Source organism: Micromonospora sp. WMMC241, assembly GCF_027460165.1.
GTDB classification, from domain to species: Bacteria; Actinomycetota; Actinomycetes; order Mycobacteriales; family Micromonosporaceae; genus Micromonospora; species Micromonospora humi.
This window is the reverse complement of sequence record NZ_JAPZBF010000001.1, coordinates 59,679-73,711: the sequence shown is the minus strand read 5'-3', so window position 1 is coordinate 73,711 and position 14,033 is coordinate 59,679. Positions and strand designations below refer to the sequence as shown.

The window sequence follows — 14,033 nt, the reverse complement described above, 5'->3', positions numbered from 1 at the left end:
CACGCGTTTCCGATCGAGGTTGCAGTGACGATGAGCGGCGAGAAGATGCCGGCTGCCGACGACCGGCCCACCATCAAGGTGGCAGCGGTGAGCTGGCCCGGGGTCGAGCTGGAGCCGGTCGCCACACCGCCCGCCGCCGACGGGGGGAAGCCGACGCGCTCCCGGCGCGCCCGGCTGCTGCTGGCCGGCGGGCTCACCGCTGCCCTGCTCGCCGGCGGCATCGGCGTCGGCGCCTACGCGTACGCCGGCGACGTACCCCGCGGCACCACGGTGCTCGGCACCGAGCTGGGCGGGCGCAGCCGGGCGGACGCCGCCCGGGCGCTCCGCGCCGAGCTGGAGCGCCGGGCCGCCGCGTTGAACGCCCCGATCGTCGTGACCGTGGGCGAGAAGAAGGCCGAGCTGAAGCCGGCCGACGTCGGGCTCGCCATCGACGTGGACGCCACCGTGGCGGCGGCCGCCGCCGCCGAGGCGCACCCGGTGAGCCGGCTGGTGGGCTCCCGCGCGGTCGAGCCGGTGGTGACCGTGGACGCCGCACGGCTGGGCGCCGCCCTGCGCAAGGCGGTCGGCGACCAGGGGCGCGAGATGACCATGCCGACCGTCATCTGGACCGACACCACCCCCAAGCCGGTCTACCCGAAGCCGGCGCTGACCGTCGACACGGCCGGCGCCACCGATGCGGTCACCGCGGCGTGGCTGGCCGGCCAGCCGGTCACCGTGCCGCTGGTGGAGAAGTGGCCGGCGACCAGCCGCGAGGAGGTCGACCGGCTCGTCACCGAGCTGGCCCGGCCGGCCGTCGCCGCGCCCGTCACGCTCACCACCGAGGGCGGCTCGGTCACCATCCCGCCCGCCGCCATCGCCCGGTCGCTGCGCTTCTCCACCGACGACGCCGGCAAGGTCACCCCCCGGGTCGACGTCAAGCGGCTGCGCACCGCGCTCGGCGGCAAGCTGGCCAAGCTCGAGGTGGAACCGCGCGACGCCGGGCTGACCATCACCGGGGGCAAGCCGAAGGTGGTGCCCAGCCGCGCCGGCCGCCAGGTCGACGCCGCCGCGCTCGGCCCCGCGCTGCTCGCGGTGCTGCCGAAGTCCACCGACCGCACGGTGACCGCCCAGCTCAAGCCGGCCACGCCGGAGCTGACCGAGGCGAAGCTGGCCGAGCTGGGCATCAAGGAGCGGGTCTCCACCTTCACCACCCGGTTCACCGGCGGCCTCTCCTCCCCGCGCAGCCAGAACATCGTCCAGGCGGCCAAGGACGTGGACGGCACCATCGTGAAGCCGGGGGAGACGTTCTCGCTCAACGCCCACACCGGCGAGCGGGGTTACGACCAGGGCTACCAGGACGCGCCGACGATCGTGAACGGCAAGCTCGTGCCGGGCGTGGGTGGCGGCGTCTCGCAGTTCACCACCACGCTGTTCAACGCCACCTACTACGCCGGCATGGAGGACGTGGAGCACAAGCCGCACTCGTTCTACTTCAGCCGCTACCCGGCCGTGATCGAGTCGACCATCTACTGGCCGCAGCTCGACTTCAAGTTCCGCAACAACACGCCGCACGGGGTGCTGATCGACACCTCGTACACGGGCAGCTCGATCACCGTGTCGATCTGGAGCACCAAGATCTACGACAGCGTGAAGACCGAGTACGGGCCGCGCCGGAACGTCACCCAGCCGAAGACCGTCTATCTCGAACCCGGCCCGAACTGCATCTCCGCGGCCGGCGGCATCGGCTTCGCCCAGGACGCGTTCCGGGTCATCAAGAAGGACGGCAAGGTCGTCAAGCGGGAGAAGTTCAGCTGGCGCTACGACGCCGAGCCGCGCTTCATCTGCGCCCCTGATCCCGGCGCCTGACACCCGACACGAGGAAGGCCCCGCCGAGGCGGGGCCTTCCTTCGTGCTCAACGTCGTCAGGGCCGCGCCGCGGCCAGCCCTTCCCGGACGCCGTCCGCGTCGCGGTCGGTGCCGTAGACCGGGGTGTCGGGCTGCTGCCGCCAGCTCTCGTCCAGCGTGCCGGCATCGACCGGCTCGAAGCCCAGCTCGTCCACGAGGCCCATGACGGCCTGCTTGGCGTCCGCGTCGTCACCGGCCACCGGCAGGGCGATCCGGCCCGCGGTGCCCGCCGGCTTGCCCTGGTCCATCAGGTGCGCCGCCTGGATGTTGTTGAAGGCCTTCACCACCCGGGCGCCCTTCAGGTGGTCGGCGGTCCACCGGCTGGAGCTGAGGCTGCGGTCCAGCAGCTCGGCGACGTCGCCGTCGCGCTGCGGGTAGTAGTTGTTCGCGTCGACGACCAGCTTGCCGTCGAAGAGCGCGGCCGGCAGCTGCGGGACGGCCTTCAGCGGGATCGCGACGACCACCACCTCCGCGCCCTGGACCACCTCCTCCAGGGTGCCGGCCCGCGCGCCGGTCTCGGCCGCGAGGTCGGTCAGGCTCTCCGGGCCGCGGGAGTTGGTAACCGCGACGTCGTGGCCGAGTGAACTCAGACGACGGGTGAGGGTGCCCCCGATGTGCCCCGACCCGATGATTCCGATCTCCATGACCACTCCTGTACCCCGGCGGGTCCGTCCCGATCACGAAGCCGCCGTACGCCATGTCACGTTTCTGGATCCGCCAGGCCGGCGGGGGACGCGCAGGGGCGGTCCCGGCTCGACGGTACGAGATGCGGTGGCTCGGTCGTGGTGATTCCGCCGTAACGGCGGAAAAGCAGTCAGGGCCACCCCGATCGGGGTGGCCCTGACTGAAAGATTGTCCGGCGGTGTCCTACTCTCCCACACCCTCCCGAGTGCAGTACCATCGGCGCTGGAGGGCTTAGCTTCCGGGTTCGGAATGTTGCCGGGCGTTTCCCCTCCGCCATGACCGCCGTAACTCTATGAACATGTCAAACAACCCTGAAACCGGGTCGCCGTTTGTTCAGAGTTGCACAGTGGACGCGTAGCAGCTTGGTAGTCAAGTCCTCGGCCTATTAGTACCGGTCAACTGAACCCGTTACCGGGCTTACATTTCCGGCCTATCAACCCAGTCGTCTAGCTGGGGGCCTTACCCCACAAAGTGGGTGGGATACCTCATCTTGAAGCGAGCTTCCCGCTTAGATGCTTTCAGCGGTTATCCCTTCCGAACGTAGCTAACCAGCCGTGCCCCTGGCGGGACAACTGGCACACCAGAGGTTCGTCCGTCCCGGTCCTCTCGTACTAGGGACAGCCCTTCTCAAGTATCCTACGCGCACGGCGGATAGGGACCGAACTGTCTCACGACGTTCTAAACCCAGCTCGCGTACCGCTTTAATGGGCGAACAGCCCAACCCTTGGGACCTGCTACAGCCCCAGGATGCGACGAGCCGACATCGAGGTGCCAAACCATCCCGTCGATATGGACTCTTGGGGAAGATCAGCCTGTTATCCCCGGGGTACCTTTTATCCGTTGAGCGACACCGCTTCCACATGCCAGTGCCGGATCACTAGTCCCGACTTTCGTCCCTGCTCGACCTGTCAGTCTCACAGTCAAGCTCCCTTGTGCACTTGCACTCAACACCTGATTGCCAACCAGGCTGAGGGAACCTTTGGGCGCCTCCGTTACCCTTTAGGAGGCAACCGCCCCAGTTAAACTACCCACCAGACACTGTCCCTGAACCGGATAACGGTCCGAAGTTAGATACCCAAATCAACCAGAGTGGTATTTCAAGATTGCCTCCACCCATACTGGCGTATGGACTTCACCGGCTCCCACCTATCCTACACAAGCTAATTCAGATACCAATGTCAAGCTATAGTAAAGGTCCCGGGGTCTTTCCGTCCTGCCGCGCGTAACGAGCATCTTTACTCGTAATGCAATTTCGCCGGGCCTGTGGTTGAGACAGTGGGGAAGTCGTTACGCCATTCGTGCAGGTCGGAACTTACCCGACAAGGAATTTCGCTACCTTAGGATGGTTATAGTTACCACCGCCGTTTACTGGCGCTTAAGTTCTCCGCTTCGCCCCGAAGAGCTAACAGGTCCCCTTAACGTTCCAGCACCGGGCAGGCGTCAGTCCATATACATCGAATTACTTCTTCGCATGGACCTGTGTTTTTAGTAAACAGTCGCTTCCCCCTGCTCTCTGCGGCCATACAACGCTCCACCCGCGCGGGGCTTCACGTCTCCGGCCCCCCTTCTCCCTAAGTTACGGGGGCAATTTGCCGAGTTCCTTAACCACAGTTCGCCCGATCGCCTCGGTATTCTCTACCTGACCACCTGTGTCGGTTTGGGGTACGGGCCGCTAAGAACTCGCTAGAGGCTTTTCTCGGCAGCATAGGATCACTGACTTCACCTGAATCGGCTCGGCATCACGTCTCAGCCTATATGCACCGCGGATTTGCCTACGGCACGGCCTACACGCTTACCCCGGCACAACCACCGGCCGGGCTCAGCTACCTTCCTGCGTCACCCCATCGCTTGACTACTACCCGCCAGGTTCCCACGCTCCCCACCCTCAACCCGAAGGTCTTGGATGGTTTGGGTGGTTAGCACAACGAGGTTCGTCAGGGTCGCTCTTTCGCGGGTACGGGAATATCAACCCGTTGTCCATCGACTACGCCTCTCGGCCTCGCCTTAGGTCCCGACTCACCCAGGGCGGATTAGCCTGGCCCTGGAACCCTTGGTCATCCGGCGGAAGGGTTTCTCACCCTTCTTTCGCTACTCATGCCTGCATTCTCACTCGTGCCGTGTCCACAACTAGGTCACCCCGTCGCTTCACCCCCGGCACGACGCTCCCCTACCCATCCACACACCTGCACCAGATATCAAGACCTGGCGAAGTTGAAATGTGAATGCCACAGCTTCGGCGGTGTGCTTGAGCCCCGCTACATTGTCGGCGCGGAACCACTTGACCAGTGAGCTATTACGCACTCTTTAAAGGGTGGCTGCTTCTAAGCCAACCTCCTGGTTGTCTATGCGACCCCACATCCTTTTCCACTTAGCACACGCTTAGGGGCCTTAGCTGGTGATCTGGGCTGTTTCCCTCTCGACTACGAAGCTTATCCCCCGCAGTCTCACTGCCGCGCTCTCACTTACCGGCATTCGGAGTTTGGCTGATTTCGGTAAGCTTGTGGGCCCCCTAGACCATCCAGTGCTCTACCTCCGGCAAGAAACACGCGACGCTGCACCTAAATGCATTTCGGGGAGAACCAGCTATCACGGAGTTTGATTGGCCTTTCACCCCTAACCACAGGTCATCCCCCAACTTTTCAACGTTGGTGGGTTCGGCCCTCCACGCGGTCTTACCCGCGCTTCAGCCTGCCCATGGCTAGATCACTCCGCTTCGGGTCTAGAGCATGCGACTGAATACGCCCTATTCAGACTCGCTTTCGCTACGGCTCCCCCACCCGGGTTAACCTCGCCACATGCCACTAACTCGCAGGCTCATTCTTCAAAAGGCACGCCGTCACCCCGTAAGGCTCCGACGGATTGTAGGCGAACGGTTTCAGGTACTATTTCACTCCCCTCCCGGGGTACTTTTCACCATTCCCTCACGGTACTCGTCCGCTATCGGTCACCAGGAAGTATTTAGGCTTACCAGGTGGTCCTGGCAGATTCACGGCAGATTTCAGGAGTCCGCCGCTACTCGGGAACACCCACAGAAGACCAGCAGCTTTCACCTACCGGACTATCACCGTCTACGGTCAGCCATTCCAGACTGTTCGACTAACCACTGGCTTTGTAACTTCTCGACTGTGTGTCAGCACAATCAGCAGGGTCCCACAACCCCGACCACGCAACCCCTGACAGGTATCACACGCCGCCGGTTTAGCCTCGATCCGCTTTCGCTCGCCACTACTCACGGAATCACTAAATTGTTTTCTCTTCCTACGGGTACTGAGATGTTTCACTTCCCCGCGTTCCCCCCACACACCCTATGTGTTCAGGTGCGGGTGACATCACATGACTGATGCCGGGTTCCCCCATTCGGACACCCTGGGATCACAGCTTGGTTGACAGCTCCCCCAGGCCTATCGCGGCCTCCCACGTCCTTCATCGGCTCCTGGTGCCAAGGCATCCACCGTTCGCCCTTGACAACTTGACCACAAAGATGCTCGCGTCCACTGTGCAATTCTCAACAAACAACCAACCCACAACCCGAACAGTCCCACACCAATGACCCGGCAACCGCCGGCGGTATGCGAGACCAGGCCATGCCTGGCGCCACCCCGAGGCATCACCTCGGGCATCGGCTCTGAAGACAACAACCGTGGTTGTTCCTTCAGGACCCAACAGGGTGCTCTACGCCCTCCCCCAGCCGCACCAGGACTCCGCTCCACACCCACCCGAAGGCGAGCAGTACTAGAAGGATCCCGGCCGTTGCCGAGGAAAAACTAACCAGTGTCTCCGCCATCTGAGCACCCCACCACCACATTCGGGCGGCGCGGGCTCCATACCAGCTTTCGCTGGATGGTGCTCCTTAGAAAGGAGGTGATCCAGCCGCACCTTCCGGTACGGCTACCTTGTTACGACTTCGTCCCAATCGCCAGCCCCACCTTCGACGGCTCCCTCCACAAGGGTTGGGCCACCGGCTTCGGGTGTTGCCGACTTTCGTGACGTGACGGGCGGTGTGTACAAGGCCCGGGAACGTATTCACCGCAGCGTTGCTGATCTGCGATTACTAGCGACTCCGACTTCACGGGGTCGAGTTGCAGACCCCGATCCGAACTGAGACCGGCTTTTTGGGATTCGCTCCACCTCACGGTATCGCAGCCCATTGTACCGGCCATTGTAGCATGCGTGAAGCCCTGGACATAAGGGGCATGATGACTTGACGTCATCCCCACCTTCCTCCGAGTTGACCCCGGCAGTCTTCGATGAGTCCCCGCCATAACGCGCTGGCAACATCGAACGAGGGTTGCGCTCGTTGCGGGACTTAACCCAACATCTCACGACACGAGCTGACGACAGCCATGCACCACCTGTGACCGCCCCCGAAGGACCTTACATCTCTGCAAGTTTTGCGGCCATGTCAAACCCAGGTAAGGTTCTTCGCGTTGCATCGAATTAATCCGCATGCTCCGCCGCTTGTGCGGGCCCCCGTCAATTCCTTTGAGTTTTAGCCTTGCGGCCGTACTCCCCAGGCGGGGCGCTTAATGCGTTAGCTGCGGCACAGGGAACCGGAGAGGCCCCCCACACCTAGCGCCCAACGTTTACAGCGTGGACTACCAGGGTATCTAATCCTGTTCGCTCCCCACGCTTTCGCTCCTCAGCGTCAGTATCGGCCCAGAGACCCGCCTTCGCCACCGGTGTTCCTCCTGATATCTGCGCATTTCACCGCTACACCAGGAATTCCAGTCTCCCCTACCGAACTCTAGCCTGCCCGTATCGACCGCAGGCCTGGGGTTGAGCCCCAGGTTTTCACGGTCGACGCGACAAGCCGCCTACGAGCTCTTTACGCCCAATAAATCCGGACAACGCTCGCGCCCTACGTCTTACCGCGGCTGCTGGCACGTAGTTGGCCGGCGCTTCTTCTGCAGGTACCGTCACTTACGCTTCGTCCCTGCTGAAAGAGGTTTACAACCCGAAGGCCGTCATCCCTCACGCGGCGTCGCTGCATCAGGCTTCCGCCCATTGTGCAATATTCCCCACTGCTGCCTCCCGTAGGAGTCTGGGCCGTGTCTCAGTCCCAGTGTGGCCGGTCGCCCTCTCAGGCCGGCTACCCGTCGTCGCCTTGGTAGGCCATCACCCCACCAACAAGCTGATAGGCCGCGAGCCCATCCCAGGCCGAAAAACTTTCCACCACACACCATGCGACATGTGGTCATATTCGGTATTAGCCCCGGTTTCCCGGGGTTATCCCAAAGCCTAGGGCAGGTTGCTCACGTGTTACTCACCCGTTCGCCGCTCGAGTACCCCGAAGGGCCTTTCCGCTCGACTTGCATGTGTTAAGCACGCCGCCAGCGTTCGTCCTGAGCCAGGATCAAACTCTCCAACAAAAACTTTGTCGGACACAATGTCCTGGCAACAAAAGTGTTGCCAAAGGAATCCCAACCAGCAACCATCCGAAGACAGCCACCAGTCCGGGGTATAAAACAATTGGCACTGGCTTTACAAGCACCCTGTTGAGTTCTCAAAGAACAACCACACACCACACCGGAAACCCCCACCAGGAGGCCCCCGACCCGGGGCATTTCGTTCACCGCGCCCGCCGCTCTCGCGCCGGGCACTTTTACTACGTTACCGCACCGTCTCCGCCGTGTCAAACCGTGTGTCCCGGTCTGTCATGCTTCGTACGGGTTGGCGCCGCTGAGCACGCGCAGCAGCGAACCGCTGCGCTTGATCATCGGATTTGGCAGACCGGCCGCCGCGGTTTCCCGCTAGCTCGCCCGGTGCCCTGCCGGTCGACAACACTACCCGGTCGGTTCCGCTCCGCCAAATCCGCCCTGCGGCGTTTCGGCGGGCCCCGCCCGGACCGCTTCCCCGGGGACTGAACATCCCTTCGGATCCGGTCACCTGCTCGGATCGGCACCCCCGGGCTTTCGTCCCGTTTGCCCCGTTCCGCGCTGGCAGAGAGAAAGTTACGCGTCTGCGGGTTTGATCGTCAAATCCAGGGGAAGCGTCCCGCGTCACATCATCACCGGCACGCTATATCCGCAGCTCAGGACGCATGCGTCCGGAACTCGTCCAGCGCGGGCCGTGCTGCGCGGCGGCTAGCGGGGCCCGGAGGCGCGGCGGGCGGCACGCCAACCGCGCACGCCCAGGACGCCTGCGGTCGTACCGATGGCCAGGGACGCGGCGATGAGCAGCGCGTGCACCCAGAGGAAGCTCGTCGGCCCGCCCTCGCCGACGACCCCGGCGGACCAGGCCCGGGTGTCGTTCCAGATGGCGACCGCGAACCTCGGCCAGATCACCCAGGCCCACACCCCGACTCCGACCAGGAACAACGACCAACCGCGCGAGAGAACCATGGTCGGCGAGTATGCCAGCGGCACCGCGGCCGGGGTCAGAAACAGGTGACCGCGCCACCGATCGCCGGGTTCGCCCGCTCGTGCTGGTGGACCACGCCGTCGGGGCCGGTCATCGACCCGCCCCAGATCACGCAGCCGGCACGGACGTACCCGTGGACCGGTCCGGCCGCGTAACGCCGGCCACCTTCGTCGACCGAGAACGGAAGCCACTCCGGGTCCAGGTGGACCCGGGTGGGGGTGAGCGTCCCGGCGTACGCGGACTTCACGGTGACCGCACATCCGAACCCGGTCAGCAGGTTGCGCAGCAGGTGCACGGTGCCGAGCAGCTCGCCGGTGCCGGCGTCGCGGATCGGGTCCTGGTCGACGGTGGCGTATCCCGGGCCGCAGAGGGTGGACGGGGTCACCTCCGAGGCACGCGCGCCGGTGCCGGCGAGCGCGACGAGGACGGCCGCCACAGCCGTCGGGACACCGGTCAGCCGAGTGATTCGCCGCATCGGTACTTCCTTTCTCGATCCGCCTGGATGCGGGATCGAGAATGGTGCGCGCGGCGCCCGGAGCCGAATGTGCCGACGGCACATCAGCGCCCGATCTCCGGTGTGCCGATCGACCGCCACCCGGGCCTTGAGCTGGGTGGGAGGGTCGACGGGTCGGGATATGAGCTATCTCGCAGCACGGCCGGAGGATGAGGCCGGAATTGCTCCGGCGTTTCCTTGCGCGGTCCCGAGGGCACTGTCGACGATGCCGAGACGACATCGCGGAGGTGCCGACATGCAGCCGTTCAATCCATGGGCCTGGCGGGACCCTGCCGCGCTCGCCGGAGGCTACGACCAGACCGGTCCGGACGACGTGCCGCGGCAGCGCCCCGGGGGCGGCGACGACCGAGTGGACGCTCCCGGTCCGGGGACGCCGATCGACCTCGTCGGCTACCGGGTGGAGGCGACCGACGGCCGGATCGGCTCGATCGACGAGGCGAGCGAGGAGGCCGACGCCCGCTACCTGGTGGTCGACACCGGCCCGTGGATCTTCGGGAAGAAGGTGCTGCTGCCGGCCGGGACGGTGGACCGGGTCGACCACCTGGAGCGTGTCGTGCACGTGGACCGCACCCGGGACCAGGTGAAGAACTCCCCGGCGTTCGACCCCGACGACTTCGCGCGCGCCGAATACCGGGAGCGGGTCGGCACCTACTACTCGGAGAGCTACCGGCAGGGCTGAGCCGCGGGCGGGAGAGGGCAGCCGAAGGGCGACCGAACGGTTACCGTGTCAGGCATGGACCGGTCGCGCAGGTGTGCCCCGGAGACCCCTGCCGGTCTCCCGGGTCGTGCTGACGACGGCCGGGAGCAGATCCTCGACGTTCTTCGTGCCGGTGGGCTGCGGTTCCGCGCCGGCGGGCGATGGCGGCGCTCGTTCTGACGAGCCCGTTCCACCGATCCGGGTCACCCGGGTCGTTCCGCGCGTCCGCGCGTCCCGCCAGCGACCGGCACGAAAGGCGTACCACCATGTCCTCAGCACGCATGCTCACCGGCGACCGTCCGACCGGGCGGCTGCACCTCGGCCACTACGTCGGCAGCATCGCCAACCGGGTGCGGCTGCACCAGCGCTACGAGAGCTTCTTCATCATCGCCGACCTGCACATGCTCACCACGCGGAACACCCGCGCCGACATCGAGCAGGTGGCCCGCAACGCCCGCGAGATGGTCACCGACGTCCTCGCCGCCGGCGTCGAGCCGGAGCGCGCCACGTTCTACCTCCAGTCGGCGATCCCCGAGGTCGGTGACCTGAACACGCTGTTCCAGAACCTGGTCACGGTGCCGCGCCTGGAGCGGGTGCCGTCGCTCAAGGAGATGACCCGGGACGCCGGCAAGGACGAGATGCCGTACGGCCTGCTCGGCTATCCGGTCCTCCAGGCGGCCGACATCCTCTGCGTGAAGGGGCAGGTCGTGCCGGTGGGGAAGGACAACGCCGCGCACGTCGAGGTGACCCGGGAGATCGCCCGCCGCTTCAACCACCTCTACGGCGAGGTCTTCCCGGTGCCCGACATGATCATGTCCGAGACGCCCACGCTCGTCGGCACCGACGGGGCCGGGAAGATGAGCAAGAGCAAGGGGAACGCGATCGCGCTCGCCGACGACGCGGCGACCGTGCGGCGCAAGGTGATGGGGATGTACACCGACCCGAACCGGGTGCGCGCCGACGTGCCGGGCACGGTCGAGGGGAACCCGGTGTTCGCGTACCACGACGTGTTCAACACCGACCGGGCGCAGGTCGAGGACCTCAAGTCACGGTACCGGGCGGGACGGGTCGGTGACGTCGAGGTCAAGGAGGCGCTCGCCGCCGCGCTCGAGAGGTTCCTCGACCCGATCCGGGAGCGGCGGGCCCGGTTCGAGGCACAGCCCGGCCTGGTCGACGAGCTGATCGTCGCCGGCACCGAACGGACTCGGGCGCAGGTGCACGCCACGCTCGTCGAGGTCCGCCGGGCGATGGGCCTGACCAGCGCGTACACCCAGGTTCGGCGGCGGGCCGAGCGCTACCGCAAGGCCGCCGCCACGCCGGCCTGACGTTCCGGGTACGCCGACCGGCCGGTCCGGGTTACGCGCTTGCGCCACCCCCGGGCCGGCCGGTTACGCTGCCGGCATGAGCAGCTCGCAGGCGTACCCGACGGCGTCCCCCGACGTCCGGCTCGGCGCGCTGCGACGCCGGCGGTCCCGCGACCGCCTGCGCTGAGCCTTCCTCTCCTGCGACCGGCGGATCGAGCCGCCGGTCGTCGTCGATCGTCCTCGCTCCGCCGCCTTCCTATCCGGTGATCCGCGCGGCGGATCGAGCGAGATCGGCGTACCCATGGATCTTGAAAAGGTGTTGTCCGACCGGCTGGCGCCGGCGTTCGCGGCGGTGGCCGGCGGGCCGGTGGACCCGGTGGTGCGGCGGTCGCAGCACGCGGACTTCCAGTCCGACGCGGCGCTCGCGCTGGCCCGGCGGCTCGGCCGGCCGCCGCGGGCGATCGCCGCGGAGGTACGGGACCGCGCGGAGCTGGCCGACCTCTGCGCGGCCGTGGAGGTCTCCGGTCCGGGCTTCCTCAACCTGACCGTGGCCGACCGGGCGCTCGGCGACCTGGTCTCCGCGCTGGCCGCCGACAGCCGGCTCGGGGTGCCGGTGGTCGCCGAGCCGGAGACGGTGGTGGTCGACTACTCGGCGCCGAACGTGGCGAAGGAGATGCACGTCGGTCATCTGCGCTCGACAGTGATCGGGGACGCGGCGGCGCGGTTGCTGGAGTGGCTGGGCCACCGGGTGTCGCGGGCCAACCACCTCGGCGACTGGGGCACGCCGTTCGGGATGCTGATCGAGCACCTGGTGGACCTGGGCGAGGCGGAGGCGGCGCAGGAGCTGTCGATGGGCGACCTGGACGCGTTCTACACGGCGGCGCGGGCGAAGTTCGACGCCGACGAGGCGTTCCGGGAGCGGTCGCGGTTGCGGGTGGTGGCGTTGCAGGGCGGCGACCCGGCGACGGTGCGGCTGTGGCGGCTGCTGGTGGCGCAGTCCGAGAGCTACTTCCTGACCGTCTACGACCTGCTCGACGTCACCCTCTCCCGGGCCGACTTCCGGGGCGAGAGCAGCTACCACGACCTGCTCGCGCCGACGGTCGACGAGTTGGACCGGCTCGGCCTGCTGCGCCGCAGCGACGGCGCGGACTGCGTGTTCCCGCCCGGGTCGGTGGGCCGGGACGGCGAGCCGCTGCCGCTGATCGTGCGCAAGTCGGACGGCGGCTACGGCTACCCGGCGACCGACCTGGCCGCGTTGCGGCACCGGACCGGCACGCTGGGCGCGACCCGGCTGCTCTACGTGGTCGGGCTGCCGCAGCGGCGGCACTTCGAGATGGTCTTCGCTTCCGCCGGTCAGGCCGGTTGGCTGGCCCCGCCGGCCCGGGCCGAGCACGTCGGGTTCGGCTCGATCCTCGGGCCGGACGGGCGGATGCTGCGCAGTCGGGCCGGCGGGGCGGTGAAGCTGGTCGGGTTGCTGACCGAGGCCGTGGAACGGGCCACGGCGCTGGCCCGCGAGCGCAACCCGGAGCTGGGCGAGGCGGAGGCGGCCGAGGTGGGCCGCGCGGTCGGCATCGGGGCGATCAAGTACGCCGACCTGTCCGGTGACCGGCACAAGGACTACGTGCTGGACTGGGAACGGATGCTGGCGCTGGACGGGAACACCGCGCCGTACCTCCAGTACGCGTACTCCCGGATCCGGTCGATCTTCCGGCGGGCCGGCGTGGCGGCCCGGCCGGACGCGGCCGTGGAGCCGGCGGAGCCGGCCGAGCGGGCGCTCGCGATCGAGCTGCTCGGGTTCCCGGCGGTGGTCGACGAGGTGGCCGGCAGCCTGGAGTTCCACCACCTGGCCGCGTACCTGCACCGGCTGGCGTCCGCGTTCAGCGCGTTCTACGAGCGCTGCCCGGTGCTGCGGGCGGAGGGGGCGGTGCGGGAGAGCCGGCTGGTGCTGTGCGACGTGACCGCGCGGGTGCTGCACCAGGGCCTGCACCTGCTGGGCATCCGCACCCCGGAGCGGTTGTGAGCGGGCCGGGTCAGCGGGGCAGCCAGGACTGCACCTCGACCACGTTGCCCTCGGGGTCGCGCAGGTAGGCGGAGCGGACGCCCCAGCCGGGACGGTCGGCCGGTTCGACCAGGACCGGCCCGGCGGGCAGCGCGGCGACGGCGGCGTCCACGTCGGGCACCGGCACCACGACGAGCACGCCACCGTCGCCGCGACCGATCGGCAGCACGGCCTCGGCGGCCCGCCGGCCGAGCAGCGCGAGCACGGTCTCGTCTCCGGCGTCGAAGCTCGCGTACTCGAACTCGCCGACCACCTTCTCCGGCTCGCCGAGCAGGGCGGTGTAGAAGGCCAGGGTGGCCGGGAAGTCGTCGGTGACGACGCGGGGATGCACGCTCATGGTCGGACCCTAACGGCCACCGCCGGCCGTTAACCGATTCAGTCGGCGGCGTCGACGCCGCCAAACTCGTGACGTCATCGATAACGTTCGAATAACGCGGTGTTTCCGACGCTTGACGCTCGTCACCTTAACCGGTTCAGTGACTCCTGGCGACGGCCGGGACATCGACGGGTGCCGTCGCCGCTCGGTCGCCG

8 protein-coding genes and 3 rRNA genes are annotated in these 14,033 nt (G+C 66.8%); 4 read left to right on the top strand and 7 right to left on the bottom strand.

The features are described from left to right. Positions 1 to 30: 30 nt before the first annotated feature. Entirely contained in the window at positions 31 to 1,845 is a 1,815-nt protein-coding gene (locus O7598_RS00405; protein WP_269689489.1) for a VanW family protein, read from the top strand. 56 nt (positions 1,846 to 1,901) lie between these two features. On the opposite strand, the gene O7598_RS00400 is transcribed toward O7598_RS00405, so the two are convergent. The 6 genes from O7598_RS00400 to O7598_RS00375 form a co-directional block, all read right to left on the bottom strand. Beyond that, entirely contained in the window at positions 1,902 to 2,528 is a 627-nt protein-coding gene (locus tag O7598_RS00400) for an NADPH-dependent F420 reductase (protein WP_269689488.1), read from the bottom strand. A 210-nt stretch (positions 2,529 to 2,738) separates the two neighbouring features. After that, positions 2,739 to 2,855: ribosomal RNA gene (rrf, locus tag O7598_RS00395) — 5S ribosomal RNA — on the bottom strand. 78 nt (positions 2,856 to 2,933) lie between these two features. Next, positions 2,934 to 6,043, bottom strand: a 23S ribosomal RNA gene (locus O7598_RS00390). Positions 6,044 to 6,422: 379 nt separating this feature from the next. Further along, positions 6,423 to 7,937 (bottom strand): 16S ribosomal RNA (locus O7598_RS00385). Together the 16S, 23S and 5S rRNA genes form the textbook arrangement of a ribosomal RNA operon. A 714-nt stretch (positions 7,938 to 8,651) precedes the next feature. Continuing rightward, positions 8,652 to 8,909 (bottom strand): SCO4848 family membrane protein, encoded by a 258-nt coding sequence (locus O7598_RS00380; RefSeq protein WP_269689487.1) that lies wholly within the window; start codon positions 8,907 to 8,909, stop codon positions 8,652 to 8,654. Between the two features lie 35 nt (positions 8,910 to 8,944). Continuing rightward, entirely contained in the window at positions 8,945 to 9,403 is a 459-nt protein-coding gene (locus tag O7598_RS00375; protein WP_269689486.1) for a hypothetical protein, read from the bottom strand. A 274-nt stretch (positions 9,404 to 9,677) separates the two neighbouring features. Between O7598_RS00375 and O7598_RS00370 the strand changes: the two genes are divergently transcribed. From O7598_RS00370 to argS, 3 genes are all read left to right on the top strand, one after another. Further along, complete coding sequence (locus O7598_RS00370) at positions 9,678 to 10,121, top strand: PRC-barrel domain-containing protein (RefSeq protein ID WP_269689485.1); 444 nt, start codon at positions 9,678 to 9,680, stop codon at positions 10,119 to 10,121. 284 nt (positions 10,122 to 10,405) lie between these two features. Beyond that, on the top strand, positions 10,406 to 11,464 hold the full coding sequence (gene trpS, locus O7598_RS00365) for a tryptophan--tRNA ligase (protein WP_269689484.1): 1,059 nt from the start codon (positions 10,406 to 10,408) through the stop codon (positions 11,462 to 11,464). Between the two features lie 280 nt (positions 11,465 to 11,744). Continuing rightward, positions 11,745 to 13,463, top strand: coding sequence for an arginine--tRNA ligase (argS, locus tag O7598_RS00360; RefSeq protein WP_269689483.1), 1,719 nt, complete (start codon positions 11,745 to 11,747; stop codon positions 13,461 to 13,463). Between the two features lie 10 nt (positions 13,464 to 13,473). Here the strand turns inward: argS and O7598_RS00355 are convergent, their stop codons facing one another. After that, positions 13,474 to 13,839: a VOC family protein gene (locus tag O7598_RS00355; protein WP_269689482.1), complete on the bottom strand. Its 366-nt coding sequence runs from the start codon at positions 13,837 to 13,839 to the stop codon at positions 13,474 to 13,476. Positions 13,840 to 14,033: the final 194 nt, after the last annotated feature.